This window comes from Litorivivens sp., from assembly GCF_041625495.1.
Taxonomy (GTDB): domain Bacteria; phylum Pseudomonadota; class Gammaproteobacteria; order Pseudomonadales; family Spongiibacteraceae; genus Litorivivens.
In genome coordinates, this window is the sequence record NZ_JBFJTH010000049.1 from 1 (window position 1) to 22,912 (window position 22,912).

The 22,912-nt window shown below is 57.0% G+C and carries 22 protein-coding genes; 11 read left to right on the top strand and 11 right to left on the bottom strand.

The features are described 5' to 3' along the window. From ABYP39_RS07820 to ABYP39_RS07830, 3 genes are all read left to right on the top strand, one after another. Positions 1-378 (top strand): NUDIX domain-containing protein (locus ABYP39_RS07820; RefSeq protein ID WP_372781913.1); only part of this gene is annotated, 378 nt, incomplete at its 5' end. Positions 379-455: 77 nt separating this feature from the next. Then, positions 456-1,751, top strand: a complete 1,296-nt coding sequence (argA, locus tag ABYP39_RS07825) for an amino-acid N-acetyltransferase (protein ID WP_372781915.1) — start codon at positions 456-458, stop codon at positions 1,749-1,751. Beyond that, positions 1,751-2,479, top strand: a complete 729-nt coding sequence (locus ABYP39_RS07830) for a 16S rRNA (uracil(1498)-N(3))-methyltransferase (RefSeq protein WP_372781917.1) — start codon at positions 1,751-1,753, stop codon at positions 2,477-2,479. Before argA ends, ABYP39_RS07830 begins: the two co-directional genes overlap by 1 nt. A gap of 133 nt (positions 2,480-2,612) precedes the next feature. On the opposite strand, the gene ABYP39_RS07835 is transcribed toward ABYP39_RS07830, so the two are convergent. From ABYP39_RS07835 to pilG, 8 genes are read right to left on the bottom strand one after another with little or no spacing between them, the layout of a single operon-like run. Then, positions 2,613-3,095, bottom strand: coding sequence for a chemotaxis protein CheW (locus tag ABYP39_RS07835; RefSeq protein ID WP_372749950.1), 483 nt, complete (start codon positions 3,093-3,095; stop codon positions 2,613-2,615). Between the two features lie 11 nt (positions 3,096-3,106). Next, positions 3,107-4,024, bottom strand: a complete 918-nt coding sequence (locus tag ABYP39_RS07840; protein ID WP_372749949.1) for a chemotaxis protein CheB — start codon at positions 4,022-4,024, stop codon at positions 3,107-3,109. A 25-nt stretch (positions 4,025-4,049) separates the two neighbouring features. Continuing rightward, entirely contained in the window at positions 4,050-9,953 is a 5,904-nt protein-coding gene (locus ABYP39_RS07845) for an Hpt domain-containing protein (RefSeq protein WP_372781919.1), read from the bottom strand. A 12-nt stretch (positions 9,954-9,965) separates the two neighbouring features. After that, the gene (locus ABYP39_RS07850; RefSeq protein ID WP_372781921.1) at positions 9,966-10,799 is read right to left on the bottom strand and encodes a protein-glutamate O-methyltransferase CheR; all 834 of its coding nucleotides are present in this window, start codon (positions 10,797-10,799) and stop codon (positions 9,966-9,968) included. 47 nt (positions 10,800-10,846) lie between these two features. Next, a complete protein-coding gene (locus tag ABYP39_RS07855; protein WP_372781923.1) occupies positions 10,847-12,934 on the bottom strand; it encodes a methyl-accepting chemotaxis protein in 2,088 nt (695 codons plus the stop codon). A gap of 58 nt (positions 12,935-12,992) precedes the next feature. Beyond that, on the bottom strand, positions 12,993-13,535 hold the full coding sequence (locus ABYP39_RS07860; protein WP_372749981.1) for a chemotaxis protein CheW: 543 nt from the start codon (positions 13,533-13,535) through the stop codon (positions 12,993-12,995). A gap of 11 nt (positions 13,536-13,546) precedes the next feature. Beyond that, positions 13,547-13,912 (bottom strand): twitching motility response regulator PilH, encoded by a 366-nt coding sequence (gene pilH / locus ABYP39_RS07865; RefSeq protein ID WP_372749980.1) that lies wholly within the window; start codon positions 13,910-13,912, stop codon positions 13,547-13,549. A 34-nt stretch (positions 13,913-13,946) separates the two neighbouring features. Next, entirely contained in the window at positions 13,947-14,333 is a 387-nt protein-coding gene (gene pilG, locus ABYP39_RS07870) for a twitching motility response regulator PilG (RefSeq protein WP_372749979.1), read from the bottom strand. Positions 14,334-14,556: 223 nt separating this feature from the next. Between pilG and gshB the strand changes: the two genes are divergently transcribed. The 4 genes from gshB to ruvX are packed head-to-tail and all read left to right on the top strand — an operon-like array spanning position 14,557 to position 17,403. After that, on the top strand, positions 14,557-15,513 hold the full coding sequence (gene gshB / locus ABYP39_RS07875) for a glutathione synthase (RefSeq protein WP_372759062.1): 957 nt from the start codon (positions 14,557-14,559) through the stop codon (positions 15,511-15,513). Between the two features lie 5 nt (positions 15,514-15,518). Beyond that, positions 15,519-16,388, top strand: a complete 870-nt coding sequence (locus ABYP39_RS07880; protein WP_372750024.1) for an energy transducer TonB — start codon at positions 15,519-15,521, stop codon at positions 16,386-16,388. A 41-nt stretch (positions 16,389-16,429) separates the two neighbouring features. Beyond that, on the top strand, positions 16,430-16,990 hold the full coding sequence (locus tag ABYP39_RS07885) for a YqgE/AlgH family protein (RefSeq protein WP_372750023.1): 561 nt from the start codon (positions 16,430-16,432) through the stop codon (positions 16,988-16,990). Further along, positions 16,987-17,403 (top strand): Holliday junction resolvase RuvX, encoded by a 417-nt coding sequence (ruvX, locus tag ABYP39_RS07890; RefSeq protein ID WP_372750022.1) that lies wholly within the window; start codon positions 16,987-16,989, stop codon positions 17,401-17,403. Before ABYP39_RS07885 ends, ruvX begins: the two co-directional genes overlap by 4 nt. Positions 17,404-17,426: 23 nt before the next feature. On the opposite strand, the gene ABYP39_RS07895 is transcribed toward ruvX, so the two are convergent. Both ABYP39_RS07895 and ABYP39_RS07900 read right to left on the bottom strand, forming a co-directional pair. Further along, a complete protein-coding gene (locus ABYP39_RS07895) occupies positions 17,427-18,578 on the bottom strand; it encodes a PilT/PilU family type 4a pilus ATPase (RefSeq protein ID WP_372750021.1) in 1,152 nt (383 codons plus the stop codon). Positions 18,579-18,593: 15 nt separating this feature from the next. Next, the gene (locus tag ABYP39_RS07900) at positions 18,594-19,628 is read right to left on the bottom strand and encodes a type IV pilus twitching motility protein PilT (RefSeq protein ID WP_372758406.1); all 1,035 of its coding nucleotides are present in this window, start codon (positions 19,626-19,628) and stop codon (positions 18,594-18,596) included. 73 nt (positions 19,629-19,701) lie between these two features. On the opposite strand from ABYP39_RS07900, the gene ABYP39_RS07905 reads away from it, so the two are divergent. Both ABYP39_RS07905 and trmL read left to right on the top strand, forming a co-directional pair. After that, positions 19,702-20,394 (top strand): YggS family pyridoxal phosphate-dependent enzyme, encoded by a 693-nt coding sequence (locus ABYP39_RS07905; protein WP_372781926.1) that lies wholly within the window; start codon positions 19,702-19,704, stop codon positions 20,392-20,394. 2 nt (positions 20,395-20,396) lie between these two features. Continuing rightward, positions 20,397-20,861 (top strand): tRNA (uridine(34)/cytosine(34)/5-carboxymethylaminomethyluridine(34)-2'-O)-methyltransferase TrmL, encoded by a 465-nt coding sequence (trmL, locus tag ABYP39_RS07910; protein WP_372749931.1) that lies wholly within the window; start codon positions 20,397-20,399, stop codon positions 20,859-20,861. Here the strand turns inward: trmL and ABYP39_RS07915 are convergent. Then, complete coding sequence (locus tag ABYP39_RS07915; RefSeq protein WP_372749932.1) at positions 20,838-21,749, bottom strand: LysR family transcriptional regulator; 912 nt, start codon at positions 21,747-21,749, stop codon at positions 20,838-20,840. The genes trmL and ABYP39_RS07915 overlap by 24 nt on opposite strands. Positions 21,750-21,848: 99 nt before the next feature. Here ABYP39_RS07915 and ABYP39_RS07920 point away from each other — a divergent pair, with 99 nt between their 5' ends. Continuing rightward, positions 21,849-22,724 carry a pirin family protein gene (locus tag ABYP39_RS07920; RefSeq protein ID WP_372758405.1) on the top strand — a complete coding sequence of 292 codons (876 nt, stop codon included), beginning with the start codon at positions 21,849-21,851 and terminating at the stop codon, positions 22,722-22,724. A gap of 34 nt (positions 22,725-22,758) precedes the next feature. Further along, on the top strand, positions 22,759-22,912 hold a 154-nt coding region (locus tag ABYP39_RS07925), incomplete at its 3' end, for an NADPH-dependent FMN reductase (protein WP_372781928.1).

Genomic DNA, 22,912 nt, shown 5'->3' on the forward strand with positions numbered 1-22,912 from the left:
ATTCCTGCCGGCTTTATGGAAAATGGTGAAACCCTGCGTGAAGCCGTGTCACGCGAACTGCGCGAAGAAACCTGTGTGCACATTCCGCCAGAAAACTTCAGCCCTTACATGATCGGCTCCATCAGTTTTATCAGCGAGGTTTACATCGGGCTACACGCCAGCGTGGACACTACGGCTTGTGCCTGCGGCGAAGAGGCCCTCGACGTCGGCTTTTTCAGAGAAGACGAAATCGACTGGGCCGAGGTTGCCTACCCCAGCGCCAACGACGCCGTTAAAACCGCCTACCGCGAAGCCAGGGAAAATCGCTTTGGCATCTACCACGGCGATTTTACCGACATGATTGACCGCCTCGACCTGGTTCTCCCACCGCCAACGTAAACCTGTAACGGCACTGAAAAAGCGCTTGTATCCCCTTGTTACTGTGCCCAAAATAGCCCCAAGACACAGGGGAAACCATGGCCGACGACACCTCCTATATCAAGTGGTTCCGCAATTCCGCACCCTACATCAATGCGCATCGCGGCAAAACGTTCGTGCTGATGATCAGCGGCGAGGCGATCGAACACCCGAACTTTGACAATATCATCCACGATATCGCCCTGCTCAACAGCCTGGGGGTAAACCTGGTGCTGGTACACGGTGCCCGTCCGCAGATTGAATCGCGGGTGCAGCAGCAAGGTATCGACAGCCGCTTTCATCAGGACCTGCGCATCACCGATGCCGGTACGCTGGCGTGTGTATGCGATGCGGCCGGCTCCGTGCGGGCGCATATTGAAGCCCTGCTGTCGATGGGCGTTGCCAATTCGCCCATGCACGGCGCCGCGATACGGGTGGTATCGGGCAACTATGTGACCGCCAAACCTTTTGGGGTGATAGACGGGGTCGATCTGGAGCACACCGGTCAGGTGCGCCGGGTAGACGCAGACGCCATCCACCGTCAGCTGGCCCAGGACAACGTGGTGCTTATTTCACCGTTGGGGTACTCCCCCACCGGAGAAATTTTCAATATTGCCCTGGAAGATATCGTGGTTGAGACCGCCGCAGCGATTAAGGCCGACAAACTGATTGTCTTTGATGAACTGCCCGGCGTGATCTGCGAGGGAGACCTGATCCGAGAATGCGAGCTCAGCGAGGCCCGCGATCTGCTGCCCACGGCAGAAAACGACTACGCCTTACTGACGGTGATCCGCGCGGCAGAACGCGGCATTCCACGCTGCCACCTGATTGGCTTCGCCGAAGATGGCGCGCTGCTGGAAGAATTGTACACCCGCGATGGGGCCGGCACGCTGGTCTCCAATGACCACTACGAAGAACTGGCCACCGCCACGATCGATGACGTGGGCGGCATCCTGGAAATCATTGCACCGTTGGAACACAGTGGCGTACTGGTCAAGCGTTCTCGCGAAGTGCTGGAAACCGAGATCCACTGCTTTCGGGTCATCCGTCGCGACGGCGTAGTGATCGCCTGCGCCGCGCTATACCCCTACCCCGAACAAGCCACGGGCGAGGTTGCCTGCGTGGCCACGCACCCAGACTACCGTCGCAGTGATCGCGGCGAACGCCTGCTGCGCTCGCTGGAAAAATACGCGCGCCAGCAGCGCTTGCAGTCGGTGTTTGTGCTTACCACGCAAACGGCACACTGGTTTCAGGAGCAGGGTTTCGCGCCCAGCAGTATTGAAGCGCTGCCGCCCGGCAAGCAGCAGCTCTACAATTTTCAACGCAACTCCAAGGTGTTTGTAAAACAGCTCTGATGCGCATCCCAAGAATTTACACTGATCAGGCGCTCAACCCAGGCACAGAAATCACTTTGGAGGAAAGCTCCTCCCGCCATCTGTGCGCCGTGTTACGCCTGCAGGCGGGTGACGCCCTCACCCTGTTTAATGGCGATGGCTGCAGCTATCAGGCGTCCATTCGGCAGCCCGACAAAAAGAAAGCGTCGGTTGCAATTGGCGAGTGCAGCACACAGGACCCTCGCTCCCCACTGAGCATTCACCTCGGTATCGCCCTGTCCAAAGGCGATCGCTTTGAATGGGTTCTGCAGAAAGCCACCGAGCTAGGCGCAGCCCGAATAACCCCGTTGTATACCCAGCGCGTCGATTTAAAACTCAATCGCGAACGAACCGAAAAAAAACAGCGCCACTGGCAGCAGATCATCGCCAGCGCCTGCGAGCAATGCGGCCGCAATAGCCTGCCGTACCTAGATTCACCCGCCCAGCTGCCAGACTGGCTCAACAATGTGCAAGCTGACCAGAAATGGGTGCTTTCGCCCGCCCATCACGACGATTTCAACACAGCGTCGACACCCGCGTCGGCGGCGCTGCTGATTGGCCCCGAGGGTGGGCTAGACGATAGCGAAGTGGAGCTGGCGCTGCGCTCGGGCTTTAAAGCCCTACAGCTTGGGCCACGGGTACTGCGCACGGAGACTGCGCCGATTGCTGCAATCAGTATCTTGCAGTATCGGTGGGGAGATCTGGGGTAACTGTTGGTTTGCTAAAGCTAACGGGCAATGTAAGTTGCCCGCTGGAAAGCATGGCGGCTCATCGAGCTGCAGTCGAACCCCGCTGCACTGCTAATCACTGAATGGCTGACTGGTTGATGCCTGCAAACGGCCCCTATTGATTCATCAAAACTCGGCAAATTTGAGCCTCTATCACCACCAGATCGGGGATAACCGCCGCCTCTCCCGCCAACAGCACCTGAGATGATTCAACATGTCCGGGCACAGCGGTGTCGTCCCGGGCAACATCCTCTTCCAGTATCCGCGCTTGGCGCGGCATGCCGCTGCAGCGAATACCGTAGAACGGAAGTTCTTCTCGACCACCGATACCGTTAAGGATGGCGACATGCCCCTTGTCCTCAACCAGATCATCCGCATCACCGTTTAGGCGTTCAAAGGAGATCAATGGCACCTTCTGCCCGCGCCAGTCAATCAATCCCAACATCCAGGGCGGTGCCGACGCCAGCGGCTGTACGGTAGAGATGACAACAAATTCGGCTACATTAACGTTGGGCACAAGCAACTGTTTTTGTTGCGAAGGCAGCATCAGTACGGGTACCGAATCCGTGAACTGAATTTTTCTTAGCGTCTGTTCCATGATTTAGCCTCTTATGACTTGGCTGCATTTCTGAGCCGGGACGCCAGCGTGGCCGCAAGCTCTCGCGGTGTACCACTAACGCCCACGACACCCGTGCGGTTTGCCGCCTCGGGCATGGTGGCAATGAGACAGCTCTCAGGCGACTGGCTCCACACTTGGCCACCCACACGGTTGACCAGTACCGCCGCACGCTCACCGTCGTTGCAGGTGCCACTGAATACAATCAGTCCCAGCCGCTCGCGATACAGGCGCGCCAGATCGGCGGCGACTTCGTCAATTCCCGGTCTGAACTTTCCCAGCCAAGGTTTACTCGCCGGGATGACGCGCTGAAAAGGCAGAAACCGGGGGCGCTTTTCCGGCGCGACAATCAGTATCCTACCGACACCCAGACGCGTTTCGCCATCAAATTTGAAAGCCTCGAAAGGCGTCTGTCGATTCAGGTGTGTCACCAGCGCCTGATCAAAGGCCTCCTCTATATGCTGCACGTAGACAAAGGCCACTGGCAAATCGCCAGGCAAAGCCGCCAGAAACTCAGTCACCGCCTCCGGCCCGCCCAGTGAGGCGGCCAGCAGCCAGATCTGTTGCGGTGGCAGGATGACCGGCGGGCTGAGTGTAGGCAGCAGCGTGGCATTGAGCTTGGTCATCAACTGATTCAGCCAGCGCGTGTGTGCGTCGCGATCTTCCGGCCATTCGTTAAGCACCAGCGTCGGCGCTGACGATACGCTGCCGATATAATCCAGCGCACGTTCCACCTGTCGCTCCGGCAACAAAATCAGCCAGGCTTGCGGCGCTTCTTCCAGCGATGGATAGAGGATTTCCAGGTGCGGCGCATCACAGCTCAGCAACACGTAGTGGGCGGCTTTCACCAGCTGATTTTCCAGCCACTGTCGCCGCCGGACATCATCAACCACCAAGGCAAGTTGGGACATGTTCTAACCTGCCATTAACAAGAGATCAGGACTCTACCGCCTCATCGGACACTTCCGATATCGCCTGAAGCAGTGTGATTTCCTGGTATGGCTTACCCAGATACTTATTGACGCCCAGGTTATATGCCCGCTCACGGTGTTTGTCACCAGTACGTGAGGTAATCATGATGATCGGGATATCCTGCAACCGGCTGGTATGGCGCACCCGGCTGGCAACTTCAAATCCGTCCATTCGCGGCATTTCGATATCCAGCAGCATGACGTCCGGCAGCTGCTCACAGGTCTGCAGCTGAGTTACCGCATCAACACCGTCTTTCGCCAGCATGACGTCAAAACCTTGCCGCTCCAACAGCCGCGAAGTCACTTTGCGAACCGTAACCGAGTCATCAACCACCATTACCAGACGATTGCGCTGCTCTATACGCTGCGCACTTTGCTCCAACGCAAGGTCGCGGCCTCGCTGGAGCTCTGAACGCACCAGTGCCGGTATATCAACAATAACAACCACACTGCCGTCGCCAAGTACCGTCGCGCCGGACAGGCCGTGCACATGACTGAACTGCGGCCCCAGTGCTTTTACAACAATCTCGCGTGAACCCAGAATGCTGTCTATCTGCACGGCTGTCGGCCGGTCGGTACCACGCGCCAGCAACACCGGTCGCGGTTCGGTCTGACCTTCCAGGTGGGGAGACAGGCTGGTGCGCAACAGAGTACCCAGGTAATTCAGCGAGTAACTCTGATTGGCGTATTCAAACGGCGGCGCATCCGGCTGATAGTAAACTTCCAGTTCATAGGGGCTCACCCGCACCACACCTTCAACGGTGTTGATAGGAATCGCAAAAATGTCGCCCCCTATACTAACCATCAGTGCGCGGTTAACCGATACCGTAAAGGGCAACCGTATTGTGAAACGCGTTCCCTTACCGCGTGTTGAATCGACCGCAATACTACCGCCGAGTTGCTTTATCTCGCTGTAGACCACGTCCATGCCGACGCCGCGACCGGAGATCTGGGTAACTTCGCTGGCGGTGGAGAAACCCGCTTCAAACAAGAAATCGGCCAGACGCTCCTGAGAAACCTGCTCACCCTCCTCCAGCAGCCCCATGGCTATCGCTTTTTTGCGGACGGCGTCGAAATCGATGCCGGCGCCGTCATCGCTGAGCACTATCAGCACATCGCCGCCTTCACGGCCAAAACGCATACTGATATTGCCGACCGGAGCTTTATCCGCAGCACGGCGCGCTTCCGCCGATTCAATACCATGGTCTACCGCATTACGCAGCATATGCTCCAGCGGCGGAATAATCCGCTCCAGCACCGTTCGGTCCAATTCGCCTTCCGCGTTATAGACCTTGAACTCCACTCGCTTGCCAAGCTCCAGACTGATCTGCCTGACAATACGGCGAAGGCGCGGCACCATGCGGGTAAAGTGAACCATGCGCGAGCGCATGAGGCCTTCTTGCAGTTCAGTATTGATTCGCCCCTGTTGAATCAACAGGGTTTCCATATCCCGGGTGCGCTCGCCCAACGTCTGACGTATATCGATCAGATCCGAGGACGATTCCATCAGCGAGCGCGATAGCTGCTGCAACTGGGAATAGCGGTCAAACTCCAGGGGGTCGAACCCTTCCTGTTCAGACCCCACCTGCTCCTGACGGAACAGAATCTGGGCCTCGGTTTCAATGTCGAGTCGCCGCACCTGTTCCTGCAGGCGCTCAACGGTCATCGACATCTCATCCAGCGATGCGGTCAGCTCCGAGACCTGTTCTTCTGCTCGGCCGCGCGATATCGACGTTTCACCAGCAAGGTTAACCAGGTTTTCCATCAGCTGGGCGGAGACCTTGATCATCTCCTGCGGCATCTGCGAATCGGCACTCGCAGGTCGCTCTACAGCGTCACCTGACGTCGGAACAAGGGCGCCGGGCTGCGGTGCATCGCTGAGCTCGCTTTTTGCGGCCACAGCGGGCAGCAGAGGCTCACTCACCCATTTGCGGTTGCCGCTGCGAACGGCGGTCAAACCTTCGTTGATGCGATCCTGATAGGCCAGCATTTGCGACAGAAAATCATCGTCCCGACGATCGGTCTGTTCAATGTAGGCTTCAAATTCGTGACACAGGTCGCCAAGCCCGGACAGCCCAGCCAGTCGGGCACCTCCCTTAAAGGTATGGAGGTGACGCTGCAACAGTTCCAGGTGTTCTGCATTACTGCGATCACCGGTCCAGTATTGGAGGGCATCGTCGATTGCTTCCACCAGATCGTCGGCTTCCTCCAGGAAGATTTCGACCACCTCGCTGTCGGCATCGCTTTGCTGCTCTACCAGCGCCGGTGTCTCCTCTGGCGGCTCTGCCAGCACAATCGGTTCACTCAGCAGCGGGGGTTCAATGACCGCTGCAGGTGTCTCAGCGGAGAAAGTCTCGCCGCGTTTAATCGCCTCAACACCAGTGACCAGCGCATCCTGGAATACGTGCAGACGCGGCAGAAACTGGTCACTGTTGGATTCACCACTGGCTATCGCTGACTCGACAAAGCTTTCAAACTCATGGGTATAGGCGCCCAGCTTTGTCAGCCCAGCCATGCGCGCACCACCTTTGATGGTGTGCAGGTGACGCAATAGGTTGTTGAGATCACTCTGGCTGCCATCGCTGTCGGACCAGGCATTGATGGCTTCGTCGACACCTTCCAGCAGCTCGTCGGCTTCCTCGAGGAAAATTGCAGTCACTTCCGGGTCGGCTTCTTCGTCCTCAACGGCCGACGCTTCCAACGTGATGTTTTCTGGCTCTGGCTCTGAGAACGTCTCGATCGCAATCTCAGGCGTGGGCTCCGGTGGCACCGTAATGTCTATCTCTTCGACATCCGCTGTTTCATCCGCATCCCATCCCTGCGCGACATCGTTGAGCGCGGTGCGGTAATCAAACTCTCGTAACTGCGCCACCAGGGCATCATTGATGTCGGGCTTCTGTTCCGCGGCCAATTGGTTCAGCATGGCATCGAGGGAATCGGTTGCGCGACGGCACAGATCAACAGCCTCTTCAGGAACCGGGTTTACTGCATCCTGCATAATGACCTGAAGTGCGCCGGCCAGCTCCGCAATCGCATCGAGACTACGGATACTTTCTGCCCGCTTGGAGATATGGCCTGCGGTTTCCGACAGCCGGTGCAGACTCTGGGCATCGGCATAATGCTCCAGGGTATGGGCCATGGCGGCCAGGGTGTCACCCGTGCTCACCATAAAGGCGTCGAGTTCACCCGGTGCAATTCTATCTTCTTCCCGAGCATCAGCTGCCGATTGAGCGTTCATCAACAAGCGGCGGTGCAGGGAGTCGATGCGCCCGAGCAACACGTCACTTTTTGCAACCTGGACGCCTTCGCCGGCCGCAATTCTGTCAATGGCGGCCCCTATCGCATTCACGGCATCGCGCAACAGCATCAAGGCGTCAACGTCGGCCATCGCACGCAATGCCCGCATTTCCTTAACAAACCGCTCCAAAGGCGATACAACGGTGGCAACCTCCACCATTTCAGCCATATTGGCCGCGCCTTTCAGGGTGTGCAGGGACCGCTGCATAGCATCGGGTAATTCAATGGGGGCTTCGGCCCGGCTCAGAAAATTTTCGACGACCTGTAGGTGAATACGCGCCTCGGCAACAAAGATTTCCGACAGCGCGTCGTCCGTTTCGTCCCCTGGTGGCTCGGGCACTGCGGCCACCTGTGCCGAGGAATCGTCTCCGGTTTGCGCGTCTTGTGCCTCCGACTGCGCACCCACATCGCGCTGCAGTGCCGATAGATCGGGCGATGCCTCTTCAGCCAGTGCGTCAGCTTGCGCCGCAATCGCTCGCGCCTCTTCCACCTTGTCATGGCGTCGAGCTTTGAATCCTGCAATAAGCGACGGCAGCAGTGCCAGTGATTGGTCAATCACATCAAGGCGCTGTGCATCCAGCCTGAAACGGCCCTCAACCACACGGTTGAGCATGTTTTCAATCGACCAGGCCAACTCACCAATTTGCAAGGCATTAACCATGCGGCCGCTGCCTTTCAGGGTATGAAATCCACGACGCACTTCGCCCAGCGCGTTTTCATCGGAGGGTGCCGTGCTCAGTGTTGGCCGGTGCTCATTGATGGTGTCGAGCACTTCATCGGCTTCTTCGATAAAGATTTCGACCAGTTCTTCGTCAACAGCATCATCGCCGTCATCAGCCTCAACCGAAGTTTCGGTTGGCGCTGCAGAGGTCGCTGCAACGGTAACGGGCTCCGCTGGCGCTGCCTGTACCGACGAGACTTCGGTGCGATCGTTATCGTCGTCCAATAATTGAGCAGGCATATCGGTGGGATAGCCCAGCTGCTCTATGCAGCGCTCGGCAACTGACAAGATATCATCGTCGACGCCGCCAAAATCACTGGCGCAACGCTCCAGATAGTAATCCACCGCCGTGAGAGAATCGGCCAAGGCATCGAGGGTTTGCCAGTCTGGCGTGTGGGGGTCATCGAGCAACTGCTCGCTGACAAAGCGTCGACAACTTTGCAGCACATCGGCGGCACGCCCCAGCTCCGCCAACAACAGGCTGCCGGAAATACTGGTCAATAATTCCGGTAACTCTTTGAGATAGTCAGTGTTCCACTGGTTGGCAACGAAGTTGACGACCGCTTCCTTGGCAAGCTCCAGCCCGTTACGCGATTCGCGAACCACGGACAGATAGGCTCGGTCGAGTTGTTGCTGGGCTTCCTCACTGCCGTTGAATAAAACACGCTCACCAACCGGCTCATGCACCTCGCCAAGGGTCGATGCAAGTTGCCGCAGATCAACATCGAGACCGCGCCCGCCAGCCGCCGCCTCATCAAAGCGCAGTGTCAGCGCGCGCAGCGTTTTAAACTGCTCTGTCAGACCCAGCACGGCTGCCGCCTGCTGCACGTTTTGCAACCGCTGCAGGTTGGTGTCGTCATAACCGCCGCTTTTCAACGCATTCGCCAGCAGCGAGCACTCCACAGAAAGTGCCTCATGAATGGCCTTGGCGCCGCTATCAGGCTGATCGCCGGTCAGCGCCGGCAACCCGGCGGCAGTTTTGTAACGCTGCTTTACGTCGCGTATGTAGTTGGAGTTGCCGCGGCAGGTTGCCACATAAAACAGCATGTCACGCAGCAGCGCCTCCGGCAGTGGCCGCTCCAGTACCGCTGGCCCGGCCTCAACAAACAGCCGTATCTCCTTGTCGACCCGACGCAGCAGGCTACGCACCGCAAAGCCGCTGTGGATAGAATTGTTCAACAAGCCTTCGAGCAGGGCGATGCAAACCACCCACACATCCTGCACGGCGTGGCCGCGACAGATCTTCGCGGCCCGGGCGCAGACTTTGGCCATGTAGTTCAGGTTTTTACGGGTTTCGTGGCCGCGGTAGTATCCCAGCAGTGCGACCTGATACATCTGCCGCAACTTTTTGGCAACATCGAGAAACTCGCCTTCCGCCAGTCGCAAGGGCGCTTCATCGGTACGTGTACCTGCGGCCATATCCGGCAGAAAAACGCTTCCGGTAGCCAACAGGGGCTGACTGCGCACTGCGCGCAGCTCATTGATGGCAAGGATCAATTCGGAGGGGAATTCGCGTTGCGCTTCTCGAACCTTTTCAAGATAGCGCGGCATATCGGCCAATGCTCGCTGCAGCGCGATCATCGCGTCAGACAGCATGGAGTCCGGCAGGGTTCGGTCCAGCAGTGCCTTGACCAGCTCTTCCATCTCTTCAGCCAGCAGGGCTACGCCGAAAAACTCAACGATTTGCAGGCTGCCCTGAACCTCATGAATATGGGCCAGGCAGAAATGCAGGCGGGTGCTGTCATTGGGGTCGTCGATATAGGATTGCAACGCACTTTGCGCCGCCTCCAGGGATTCAGCAATCTCCCCGGCCACCCAATCTAGCCCCACGTAATCGCGACGTTCCGTCATTATCTTCTCGTCTTAATCATTCGCACGACGCTCGAAAACCTGCACATTTTCGCCCGCTTTGCGTACGAGGTCCGGATGCTGCCAGCCTCGTCCCTCACTGGCACCGATGACCAAAATACCTCCCGGCTTCAGTCTGCGCACCAGGTTATTCAACACCTGGCGCTGGCGCCAACCTCGAAAATACACCAGCACATTCTGGCAAAAAATCACATCCATGCTAGATCTCGGCGTACTTTGCGGATCCAGCAGGTTGGATTGCAAAAAACAAACGCGCGATGCCAGCTGTGGCTGCACCCGATAATTCAGCCGATCGGCGGACTCCATATAGCGCGTTCTCAGGCTGTCCGGCAGCTCCTGCAAACGACGCACATGAAAGCTCGCCTGCCGGGCGCTGCGGATCGCCGCACTGCTGATATCGCTGCCAATGACCCCGTAGTAAACACGTTCGCCACTGGCCTCGATCAGATCCGCCGTCACCATCGCCATGGTGTAGGCTTCCTCACCGGTTGAGCAGCCAGCACTCCACAGATCGAGCGTCAGTTTCTTGTCCGGCGCCGCCGCGATGCGGGTCTGCACATACTGTGCAAGTACCCGATAAGCCGCTGGGGTGCGGTAAAAACGAGTTTCCTTTACAGCCAGATGGTCGACCAGCCAATTGCCCTTGCCGTGCCACGGTTGCGATTCCGCACGCCGCAAAATCAGGTCAGCTTCTTCACCATCGGCTTTGTCTAGCCAGGGCTGCAGGCCCTTCTGAAGTATATGGCGGTGCTGTGACAGATTGATGCCTGTCTGCGCTTCCAGCACAGCCTGCCAGCGACCAAGTTCGTCATCATTCACATTGACCATATGCGGTGGCCACAGACCCTCCTGCCCGAAGGCAGTGCGCCTGTATATTAGGCCTCTTCCTCATACACACCGTCATTCTCATATTCAGCATCCGAACGTTCGGTTTCGGCCTGCTGCGGCAGCTTAAAGCCCGCTACCGAACGTCGCAATTCGTCAGTCATCTCTGCGAGATTACCAATAGATCGTGCCGTTTCGGTGGTACCAGCAGAAGTTTGCGAGGTGATCTCCTGAATAACATGCATCGTGTTGGAAATGTGACCCGCCGAGGCCGCCTGCTGCCGCGCTGCGTTCGAGATGTTCTGAATCAATTCCGCCAGTTCCTGCGATACCTTCTCGATCTCTTCCAGAGCCGCACCAGCGTCCTGGGCCAGACGAGCACCACGCACCACCTCGGTGGTGGTCTGCTCCATTGAGATAACGGCTTCGTTGGTATCTGACTGGATGGTTTTAACCAGTGCTTCAATCTGCTTGGTTGCGCCCGAAGAACGTTCCGCAAGGCGCTGAACCTCGTCCGCAACAACCGCGAAACCGCGGCCCGCGTCACCGGCCATCGAGGCCTGAATCGCTGCGTTCAATGCGAGGATGTTGGTCTGGTCGGCGATGTCGTTGATCAACGATACGATATCCCCGATCTCCTGCGAGGATTCACCCAGTCGCTTGATCCGCTTCGTGGTTTCCTGAATCTGCTCACGAATGTTATCCATGCCTTTGATGGTGTTCTGTACCATCTCGGCGCCAGTGTTTGCGATTGATACCGAGCGCTTCGCAACCGCGGCGGACTCGACGGCGTTTGACGATACCTGGTCGATGGTCACCGCCATTTCATTGACCGCCGCCGATGCACCGGCAATTTCCTGGGCCTGGTTTTCAGAAGCTTCGGCCAGCGTCAGTGCGGTTTGCTGGGAGTTCTGCGCCGCGCCGGATACACGCAGTGCAGTGTCGTTAATCTGCGATACCAGCACCCGAAGCTGGTCTATGGTGTAGTTGATAGAGTCTGCGATGGCGCCGGTAAAGTCTTCCGATACCGTTGCCGTTGTGGTCAGGTCCCCGTCTGCCAGATCGGCCAGCTCGTCCAGCAGTCGCAGGATCGCGTTCTGGTTCCGGTCATTGGTCTGGGCGGTTTCCTGCAGTCGCAACTGGGTATTGCGGAACGATTGAATACCGATAAGCGCCAGTGAAATGGGAATAAGAATGACAAAGCCAAGAGCCGTGGTGGTAGATAGCAGCCGCTTGTCTTCCAGGTTGTCTATGGCGCTCGATAGTTTGTTGGTGGCTTCCTGTACCTTGGGCGCATCAACAATAATGGATTCTGCAGCGGTGGTCGCTTCCAGCAAACTGGGTGAGGCCTGGAAGATATCGTCAACGGAGCTTGCCACGAATTCAAACAGCTGGCTGATTTCCTGCAAGCTCTGCTGGGCCTCGGGGTCTTTAACCTGGCTGACCTGCATCGCCGGGTTGCCTTCGATCATACCGCGCAGAACGGTACCAAAGGTGCTCGCGTCGATGTTGAACTGGTCAGCTGCAATGGGCGCGTCCTGCCCACCATCAAGCATGCGGTCTACGTTACGCGCGATCCGCTCTGCCAGCCAGGATTGGCGCTGGGCCACAGCCACCTGATCGGCCGGCGCATTGCGATCCAGCAGAATCTCCACAACGTTATTGTATTCCTGCTGAAGTACCGGAATAGATTCGTTGAGCGTCAGGGCAACCTCGTGCAGGAAGATGATCCGCTCTTTGTTGGTAATGATGGTTTGCGCTGCCTCACTAACCCGCTCCCAGTCTGAATCCAGCGCATTGAGCTCGGATGACAGCAGTTCGCGAGGTGACGGCAGATCGCGAGCACCGCGCTCCAACACGGTCAGCGCCTGCTCAAAACGCTCGCGAGCATTGGCCAGCGACTCAAAAGCCTCACCGTCACCGGCTGCTGCCTCGCGAGAGCTGGTTTCAATCTGCTGCGTATACAGCCTGAGATCCGCGGTCAGTTCCAGATAACGCTGATCGTAGCTGGCATCGCGCAGTACGATATAGGCGTTAATACCGGCGCCGATAAAGCCGGCCAGCATCAGCACAATAAACAAACTGATGGAGCGATTCGCACGCAAGCGCGAAACGCCGCTGTCTTTACTTAATTTCATTCTCCGGACTCCAGGCCGTCTAGACTGTGGCTCTCTCTAATTCCCCATTGCAGCCCGGTCAGGCTGCGACGTTATAAAATCTGTCGTCCTGAATCAGCTTTTCAGGACTGAACACCGACCAGCGCTCCCCGTCGCGCTGATATGCTCCCTCGATGTAAGGCAGCAACGGTTCCGGCGTTTCTTCAGGTACGCCGGCACTGTACAAATCCACCGGAAAGGTTTCCATTCCGCGGACACTACTTACAATCAGGCCGCTGTAGAGTTCACCCAGCTCCAACACCAGCACGCGATGCTCTTTGCGGTCGCGACCAAGCGTGCCACCGAGAAAGGCCTCCATATCCATCAACGGCAGCAGGCGCCCGCGCACATTGGCGATGCCGCGCACCCAGTCCTGCACCGACGGTAAACGGGTGTGGGCGGGAATTGTCAGAATCTCAGTGACCTGACCCATCGGCGCCACGAGTTGCGCACCACATAGGGTAAACGCGATACCAGTCCATTCAGGAACTATTTCGGTTTGTTGCGGCAGACCTGTTGCAACGGCAACGCTGCGGTTAGCGTAGGTCAGTAATTGCTGAAAGGGATCGGCAGGTAATTCCATTTCACCCCCGGTCAGGCAGTCAGCACCGATTTGATGGTGCTAACCAAGGTGCTGTCGTCAACGGGCTTAGTCAGATAGCCCTTGGCTCCTTGACGTTTGCCCCACAGGCGATCCGTCTCCTGGTCTTTGGTCGTTACAATAATCACCGGGATGCCGCTGGTCGCAGAGTCGCTGGTCAATTGCCGCGTCGCCTGAAACCCATTCATGCCGGGCATGACAATATCCATCAATACCACGTCAGGCAGTTCAGCCCGCGCCATTTCAACACCCTTTTCCCCAGTTTCAGCAGTCAGCACTTCATAGCCGTGCTTGCTCAGCATTTGCGAGATTTTGTAAGTTTCCGTCGGCGAATCGTCGACAATCAAAACGCGAGCCATGCTCAATTCTCCATAATTCGCAAGGTTATTATTGTTATGCCGCAGCCACGTGGGACTGAATAGCCTCAAGTAATTCGTTTTTGCTAAAAGGCTTGGTCAGGTATTGGTCAGATCCAACAATACGCCCCTTCGCCTTATCAAAGAGACCATCCTTGCTTGACAGCATGATGACCGGTGTCTTGTTGAATTCACTATTATTTTTAATCAAGGCACAGGTTTGGTAGCCATCCAGACGCGGCATCATGATATCAACAAAAATGATGTCGGGCTTTGTGTCGGCAATCTTTGCCAAAGCATCAAAACCGTCGGTCGCGGTTATTACCGCACAACCCACCTTTGTGAGCAAGGTCTCAGCGGTGCGACGAATCGTTTTACTATCGTCGATCACCATGACTTTGAGGTTTTCGAAGTTTACTTCCATATTCTCACCGTAAAACTGCCGGTCGCGTACTCAACACACGTACAGCTTATATTATTGTCCAAGTCAGTTCCCCTGTTTAACACGGATTCAAGGTTTAATCCATAACTGACGCTGGCAGCGAGGAAATTTGCCCGCCGCAGGCACGCACAAACACGGTGTTTTCCCACCTTCGAATCAATAGGTTATGATCGCAGCCTGCAAAGTTAGCGCGAGGCCTACGTAGATGCCGATTAAACTTGGTGTGGTCATGGATCCCATTGATCGAATCCACTACAAAAAAGACTCCACCCTGGCCATGCTGTGGGCCGCCAGTCGCCGCGACTGGCAACTGCAGTACATGACGCCCGAATCGCTGTTTGTCGCGGATGGCAAGGCCTGCGCCACCATGCAGCCCCTGCAGGTGTTCGAAAACCCTGAGCATTATTACTCGCTGGGCGACCCTCAGGATCTGCCACTGGCAGACCTGGACGTGATCCTGATGCGCAAGGACCCCCCGTTCGACAACGAATTCCTCTACGCCACGCACATACTGGAAATCGCCGAGAAACAGGGCGCACTGGTGGTCAACCGGCCCCAAAGCCTGCGTGACTGTAACGAGAAGCTGTTTGCAGCCCAGTTTCCCCAATGCATCCCCCCGCAAGTGGTCACGCGCAGCGCTGCACGTCTGCGAGAGTTCCATCGCACCCACGGCGATATAATCCTGAAACCTTTGGACGGCATGGGCGGCGCATCGATCTTTCGGGTGGGGCCAAGCGACCCCAATCTCGGCGTTATCATTGAAACCCTGACCCGACACGGCCAGGAAACGGTTATGGCGCAGCGCTTCCTCCCTGAAATACGCGATGGGGATAAACGGGTGCTACTGATTGATGGTGAGCCCGTCGACTACTGCCTGGCGCGCGTTCCCGCCCAAGGCGAAACCCGCGGCAATCTGGCGGCCGGCGGCACCGGACGCGCGCAGCCCATCAGCGACCGCGATCGATGGATCGCCAGTCAGGTAGCGCCGGTGCTGCGCGAAAAGGGCCTGCTGTTTGTCGGCTTGGATATCATTGGCGATTATCTGACCGAAATAAATGTCACCAGCCCCACCTGTATTCGCGAAATAGACCGGGCTTATAATACGGGTATCGCCGACCGGCTGATGGACGCCATCGCCACCCGCATAACCGGATCCGACTGACAACAATGAATGCCGTCGCCCAGACAGCCTCACCACAGCCCGACAAACTAGGCTTCTTTTTCTGCCTGGCCGTCGCCCTGCATGCGGCCATTATCCTGGGCGTGGGTTTCACGGAAGAACTGCGCCAGCGCTCTGCCCCGCGACTGGAAATTACACTCGCGAAATTCAAGTCAGACCCCAATCCGAATGCCGATTTTCTGGCCCAGCACGATCAACAGGGCAGCGGCACACTCGAAGAAAAAGCCCTGATCACTACCGATAAACAGCGACCGATGCGCGATACCCTGCATTCCTCGCCGGAAACACTGACCCTTGCCAAACAAAAGCAGGCTGCTGACACCCAGAAGCTGCTCAGCTCCAATGCAACAGCCGAGCGCAAAACCTCCCAGAAAGACAAGGAAAAAGAACAGCTGACAGAGCTGATCGACGGACCTGCAGACAGCACCCGGTTGAGCCGCGAAATTGCCAGCCTGCAAGCCAAGCTGGATATTCAGCGCCAGGCCTACGCCAACCGCCCCCGCGTTAGGCGCCTCACCTCCATGTCCACGTCCCGATCAATCGACGCGGAATACTTGCATCACTGGCGCACCGAGGTGGAAACAATCGGCAACAACAACTATCCCGACCAGGCCAAACGACTGGGCCTGGAAGGTTCGCTCAGGCTCATGGTGGCACTGCTACCTGATGGCAGTATCGACAAAGTGGAAATCCTGCAAAAATCCGGGCACCCACTGCTAGACAGCGCCGCCATTCGCATTGTTCGCCTCGCCGCCCCCTTCGCCCCCTTCCCCCCCGAGTTGCGACGCGAAGTCGATGTGCTAGAAATCATCCGCACTTGGCGTTTTGAACAGAGCACTCTCACCTCGGAAAGTTGATATTCGCTTGTGTTCCCCTTCAGCTGGGCGATAATGAACCCATGCGTGAAAACACCCTCAAAAACCACTTCCTGATCGCCACACCTGCGCTCAACAGCGGTTTTTTCGCGGGCAGCGTGACCTACATCTGCGAGCACGACAAAGACGGCGCCATGGGAATTGTGGTCAACCACCCGCTCGACGTTAGGGTCGACGAGGTACTCGATCAGTTGTCGCTGGCCGATGCCGCGTACCCACACAATGAACCCGTATTCGCCGGTGGCCCACTGCACACCGACCGAGGTTTTGTGTTGCACAGCTCGGCAGCGCAGCGCTGGCAGGAATCAATCGCCATCAGCAGCGATATTCAGCTCACCACCTCGCTCGACATTCTCGGCGATATCGCCACCAACGCCGGCCCACCATACAACCTGATCGCTTTGGGCTACGCCGGCTGGGCCCCCGGGCAACTGGAAGCCGAACTCGAGGAAAACGCGTGGCTGACAGTCCCGGCGGATCACCACCTTCTGTTTGAAGTACCCCACCATAAAAAGCTGGATGCGGCGCTACGCAAAATGGGCGTCGATCTGGCCAAACTTGCACCTTACACCGGCCACGCGTGAAAACGATTCTCGGATTTGATTACGGCACACGCTGGATTGGTGTCGCCGCCGGACAGACACTGACCGGCACCGCGACCGCCCTGCAACCGTTGATGGCAAAAGACGGCGTTCCCCGCTGGGAAGAAATTGAAGGCCTGCTGCAAGAGTGGAAACCACAGCTGGTGATTGTCGGGCTGCCCCTGAACATGGATGGCACAGAATCAGAGCTGAGCCAGCGTGCACGTAAATTCGGCAACCGCATTCACGGCCGTTTTGGTGTCGACATTGGTTTCTGGGACGAACGCTTAAGCAGCTTTGAAGCCAAGGGCGACATCATGGAGCAGCGCCACAGCAAGCAGTTCAAGCAGATGAAGGTAGACAGCCTGAGTGCCAGGCTGATTCTGGAATCGTGGATGCGCAGCCAGCCTGAGTAAATCCGACCGCGCCAATGATCGCGCTAGCGTTTATAGCCACCCGGCCGCGGCGCATTTGATTCGTCATCCATCAGCGACAGCCGTTTCGACATCTCACCCAATTGATCCGAATCTGCCCCACCCATCTTTATCATCAACCGCAAATCATTGGGGGAGTCTGCATGTGCCAAGGCATCTTCATAGGTGATCTGCCCGTCGCTGTAGAGCTCGAACAAGGCCTGATCAAAGGTCTGCATGCCCTGCTCTGTGGAGCGTGCCATCAAGCTTTTCAGCTCATGGACTTCGCCTTTACGGATCATATCCGATGCCAACGGCGAATTCAGTAACACCTCAATACAGGCGCGGCGACTCTCGCCATCCGGGGTAGGGATCAGCTGCTGGGCAATCATCGCCTTGAGGTTTAGCGACAAATCCATCCACAACTGACCGTGACGTTCGGCCGGGAAAAAGTTCTGAATGCGATCCAGTGCCTGGTTGGCGTTGTTTGCGTGCAAGGTACACAGGCACAAGTGGCCGGTTTCGGCAAAGGCAATTGCGTGCTCCATGGTCTCGCGGGTACGCACCTCCCCGATGAGAATGACATCCGGCGCTTGCCGCAGCGTATTTTTCAGCGCGACTTCAAAGGATTCGGTATCAATGCCCACTTCGCGCTGGGTCACGATACATCCATCGTGCTTGTGTATAAACTCAATCGGATCTTCGATGGAGATAATGTGACCGCGCGAATTCTTATTGCGGTGACCGATCATCGCCGCCAGCGAGGTTGACTTACCCGTACCGGTTGCCCCAACAAAGATGATCAGGCCGCGCTTGGTCATAGCCAGATCTTTGACAATATCCGGCAGCCCCAATTCATCAATCGTGGGTATCTGCGTTTCAATGCGGCGCAGCACCATGCCGGCAAAATTGCGCTGCTGGAAAGCGCTCACCCGGAAGCGGCCTATGCCGCGAGAGCTGATCGCAAAATTGCATTCGCGCTTTTCAGCAAACTCCCGACGCTGGGCATCATTCATCACGCCCAAAACCACTTCGCGCGACTGATCCGGCGACATGGCCTGAGTTGAAAGGGGCATCATTTTGCCGTTGAGCTTGATCGACGGCGGAACTCCAGCCGTGATAAACAGGTCGGACGCCCCTTTCTCGACCATCAGCTTCAACATTTTTTCAACTATCACTGCGTAACCTCAGGCTCAGAAGTTTTCGGGGAACCGCGCTTTCGCTTTTGCCGCATCACGGCTGATCACTTTGCGTTTAAACAGAGCCTCCAGGCACTGGTCCATGGTCTGCATGCCAAGGTCGCCACCGGTCTGAATAGACGAATACATCTGCGCCACCTTGTCTTCCCGAATCAGGTTCCGAATCGCGGGGGTGCCCAACATGATTTCGTGGGCTGCCACCCGACCACCGCCCTGCTTTTTGAGCAGGGTTTGCGAAATAACGGCCTGCAGCGATTCAGACAGCATCGAGCGAACAATCGACTTCTCTTCGGCCGGAAAGACGTCGACAACCCGGTCAATGGTTTTAGCCGCTGAGGTGGTGTGCAAGGTACCAAACACCAGGTGACCGGTTTCGGCCGCGGTCAATGCCAGGCGGATGGTTTCCAGATCCCGCATCTCGCCCACCAGAATAATGTCCGGATCTTCCCGCAGGGCCGAGCGCAGCGCCTCACTGAAGCCGTGGGTGTCACGATGCACTTCACGCTGATTGACCAGACATTTCTTCGACTCGTGTACAAATTCGATGGGGTCTTCAATGGTCAGAATATGCTCAAAGCGGGTGTCGTTGATAAAGTCCATCATCGCCGCAAGGGTTGTGGATTTACCGGAGCCGGTCGGACCAGTCACCAGCACAATCCCTCGGGCATAGCTTGAGATTTTCTTGAACACATCACCCATGCCCAATTCGTCCATGGTCAACACCTTGGAGGGAATGGTTCTAAAGACCGCGCCAGCGCCACGGTTCTGATTAAAAGCGTTTACCCGAAAACGGGCAACACCGGGCACCTCGAATGAAAAGTCAGTTTCCAGGTATTCCTCAAAGTCGCGACGCTGCTTGTCACTCATGATTTCATAGATCAGGCTATGAACGTCTTTGTGTTCCAAGGGCGGCAGATTGATCCGCCGCACATCGCCATCAACCCGTATCATGGGCGGTAAACCGGCAGAAAGGTGCAAATCAGAGGCATTTTGCTTAGCGCTGAAGGCCAGTAATTCTGTAATATCCATGCTTTTCCTTGTTATTCATCGGCGCTGGAAAACAGCGCGCACGGTTTGAGCGTAGGAGTACGAGCTACCCGACATGATCGACGAAGCTTTGATTAACCGCAATATAGCAGAGCTGCGCCAGCGCATCCGCCTTATTGCACAAGAATGCGGCCGCGACCCCAATGATATTACCGTACTTGCGGTCAGCAAGACCCGCCCGGCGGCAGCTATTCGCGTGGCTGCAAGCGCAGGGCTCACCAATATCGGCGAAAATTATATTCAGGAAGCCGTCGACAAGCAGCTCGAGTTACAGGATCTGCCGCTGCAATGGCACTGCATCGGCCCGCTGCAATCAAACAAGACCCGGCTCGTCGCCGAGCATTTTCACTGGGCCCATACCGTTGACCGACTCAAGATCGCGCAGCGCCTAAACGATCAGCGCCCGAGCACACTGCCAGCACTGAATGTCTGCTTGCAGGTCAATATTGATCGCGAGCCCCAGAAAGCGGGCGTAGCGCCCGACGAACTGAAGAACCTGGCCGAGCAGGTTGCTACCCTGCCCAACTTGATGCTGCGCGGTGTGATGGCCATTCCCGCCGCGCGGGACGATACAGCTGCTCAGCGGCAGACCTTTGCAGCGGTGCGCGCCTGTTTTCAGTCCTTGCAGGGTGAATACCCACAAATGGATACGCTATCCATGGGCATGTCACGGGATTTCCCGGCGGCCGTTGCCGAAGGGTCAACCCTGGTGCGAATTGGCACAGATATTTTCGGAGCACGCACCTGATCATGCTGGATATCGTACTCTACCAACCGGAGATCCCACCCAATACCGGCAACATAATCAGGCTGTGTGCAAACACCGGCATGCGCCTGCATCTGATCAAACCACTGGGTTTTGCCCTGGATGACAAGCGACTGCGTCGGGCCGGGCTGGATTATCACGAGTGGGCCGACGTTAAAACCCACACTGACTGGGCGAGCTATCTTGAGCACGAACAGCCAAGGCGAGTATTCGCGTGCTCCACCAAAGGCACCCGCTTTTATAGCGACGCGCAGTTTCAGCCCGGCGATTGCCTAGTCTTTGGTCCGGAAAGCCGCGGCTTGCCCGCAGACTTCCTGGCAGCCCTGCCCAGCCAGCAGATTCTCCGCCTACCGATGAAAACCGATAGCCGCAGCCTGAATCTGTCCAACGCTGTGAGTATTTTTGTTTATGAGGCGTGGCGCCAGTCAGGCTTTAGCGGCGGGCAGTGATCCGGACATCGCCGTCCGAAACCAATCCACAAACCAGCGCAATGCTCGGCCGTTCTGGCCTTTTTTCCAGGCCAGTACCAGCTCGCTCGGAGCATCTGTTTTCAGCATTGGCGGCATCACCAACTCACCCCTGGCCAGCTCCCGCTCTATACAATGACGCGGCAAGTAGCCAACTCCGAGCCCCCGACGTTGCAGCTCAATTTTCTGGGCAATGGACGACACAGCCAGAATCGGCTGCGACGGAAACACACGCCGGGTCATCACGGCGCGGTGCCGGGCGGTGTCGCGCACGACAATAGCGCGAAATGGCGCAATATCGTCGGGTGATAGGGGGCGCGAAGGCTGCGCTAGCGGATGAAATGGCGCCACTGCAAACACAAACTCAACCACCATCAGCGAGCGCACCTCCAGCTCTGCCGGCACATCTGGCAAACGTGGTGCACCCACAACCAGATCAGCCCGCCCCTCCAACACCGCTTCCCAGGCACCGGACAGCACCTCTTCGCTGAGCCGCACTTCGGTGCCTGATTCAAGCCCGGTAAAGGCCGCTAGAGCATCGGCCACCACGTCGAAATCGATCAAAGAATCAATTGCGATGCGCAGCTGGGATTCCCATCCCCGCTCCGCCTGACGCGCGGCCTCTGCCAATCGATCAGCGGCCTCCAACAAGCCTCGCCCCTGCGCCACCAGTAGCCGCGCAGCCGGAGTCATCACCGCGCGGCGCCCTTCTTTATTAAACAGCTGCACACCCAGTTCCTGCTCCAACTTTTGCACGGCATAGGTAACCGCCGATGGCACTTTGTGCAGCTGCTCAGCCGCCGCCGCAAAGCTACCCGCCCGCTCAATCGCGCTGAGCACTTCCAATGCCTCTAGAGTTAACGCTCGCATACTTATTAGTTTGAATTATTTGAACAATTACTCCAAATATCTTCGCTTTTTATTCTCATATCAAGAACTAAAATGGCATTCACACTCAGGAGTATGGTCATGAACACGAAACGAACACTACAAGCTGTCTACCCCGCACAGCCCAGCCGTGACGGTGACGGCGTGCGCATTCAACGCATTGCTCCGGCGGGGCAATTTGGGCTGTTCGACCCTTTCCTGATGCTCGATGAAATTGCCAGCGACCACGCGGCAGATTATATCGGCGGCTTCCCGGAACACCCTCATCGCGGCTTTGAAACTGTAACCCTCATGCTCAAAGGTCGCATGCGCCACCGCGACCACCTCGGCAACGAGGGCATCATCGGGCCCGGAGATGTGCAGTGGATGAGCGCAGCGAGCGGCATACTTCACTCAGAGATGCCCGAACAAGACGAGGGACAGCTGCACGGCTTTCAATTATGGATCAACCTTCCGGCACGGGAAAAAATGGCGCCGCCCCAGTACCGAGAAATTCAGGCTGACGACATACCACTCTGGCAACCCAGCCCAGGTGTCGTCGCCCGTGTTATTGCTGGCCAGATAGGCGGCATACAGGGGCCGGTTCAGGGTGTGGCCACGCAGCCTCTTGTGGTCGATCTAACGCTTGAAGGCCAGGCCAAAGTTGATATTCCCGTCTCATCCACGGCAACCGTGGTGGCCTATGTATTTCGCGGGGAAGCCACATTGCCTGCCAGCCCTGCGAGCTCGGGCACCGCGGTGGTCTCCGCGCAACATCTGGCGCGGACGCACCCAGGAGAAACATTCAGCGTAAGCAATTCCGGCAGCCACACCACACAGTTGCTGGTATTGGCCGCCGAACCGCTAAACGAGCCAATAGCCCACTACGGCCCCTTTGTAATGAATACGCGCGATCAAATCGAGCAGGCGCTGAACGATTTCCGCAACGGCACATTCACCGAAACCACGACTCGGTGATTCTCTACGACCTAAAAATTTCAGGAGCACAACAATGAATATTCTCGGCATCAACGGCAGCCTGCGGCGACAATCACTCAACCTGAGTTTGTTGAAAGCCGCTGGCGACCACTTCGATCAGGACACCGTGTTTGACATTGTGAGCTTGGCCGACCTGCCTTTTTACAACGAGGACCTCGACGGCGACA

Coding starts and splice junctions, on each gene's coding strand:
- argA (WP_372781915.1), top strand. CDS start 456: ATGGCCGACGACACCTCCTATATCAAGTGGTTCCGCAATTCCGCACCC.
- ABYP39_RS07830 (WP_372781917.1), top strand. CDS start 1,751: ATGCGCATCCCAAGAATTTACACTGATCAGGCGCTCAACCCAGGCACA.
- ABYP39_RS07835 (WP_372749950.1), bottom strand. CDS start 3,095: ATGGAACAGACGCTAAGAAAAATTCAGTTCACGGATTCGGTACCCGTA.
- ABYP39_RS07840 (WP_372749949.1), bottom strand. CDS start 4,024: ATGTCCCAACTTGCCTTGGTGGTTGATGATGTCCGGCGGCGACAGTGG.
- ABYP39_RS07845 (WP_372781919.1), bottom strand. CDS start 9,953: ATGACGGAACGTCGCGATTACGTGGGGCTAGATTGGGTGGCCGGGGAG.
- ABYP39_RS07850 (WP_372781921.1), bottom strand. CDS start 10,799: ATGGTCAATGTGAATGATGACGAACTTGGTCGCTGGCAGGCTGTGCTG.
- ABYP39_RS07855 (WP_372781923.1), bottom strand. CDS start 12,934: ATGAAATTAAGTAAAGACAGCGGCGTTTCGCGCTTGCGTGCGAATCGC.
- ABYP39_RS07860 (WP_372749981.1), bottom strand. CDS start 13,535: ATGGAATTACCTGCCGATCCCTTTCAGCAATTACTGACCTACGCTAAC.
- pilH (WP_372749980.1), bottom strand. CDS start 13,912: ATGGCTCGCGTTTTGATTGTCGACGATTCGCCGACGGAAACTTACAAA.
- pilG (WP_372749979.1), bottom strand. CDS start 14,333: ATGGAAGTAAACTTCGAAAACCTCAAAGTCATGGTGATCGACGATAGT.
- gshB (WP_372759062.1), top strand. CDS start 14,557: ATGCCGATTAAACTTGGTGTGGTCATGGATCCCATTGATCGAATCCAC.
- ABYP39_RS07880 (WP_372750024.1), top strand. CDS start 15,519: ATGAATGCCGTCGCCCAGACAGCCTCACCACAGCCCGACAAACTAGGC.
- ABYP39_RS07885 (WP_372750023.1), top strand. CDS start 16,430: ATGCGTGAAAACACCCTCAAAAACCACTTCCTGATCGCCACACCTGCG.
- ABYP39_RS07900 (WP_372758406.1), bottom strand. CDS start 19,628: ATGGATATTACAGAATTACTGGCCTTCAGCGCTAAGCAAAATGCCTCT.
- ABYP39_RS07905 (WP_372781926.1), top strand. CDS start 19,702: ATGATCGACGAAGCTTTGATTAACCGCAATATAGCAGAGCTGCGCCAG.
- trmL (WP_372749931.1), top strand. CDS start 20,397: ATGCTGGATATCGTACTCTACCAACCGGAGATCCCACCCAATACCGGC.
- ABYP39_RS07915 (WP_372749932.1), bottom strand. CDS start 21,749: ATGCGAGCGTTAACTCTAGAGGCATTGGAAGTGCTCAGCGCGATTGAG.
- ABYP39_RS07920 (WP_372758405.1), top strand. CDS start 21,849: ATGAACACGAAACGAACACTACAAGCTGTCTACCCCGCACAGCCCAGC.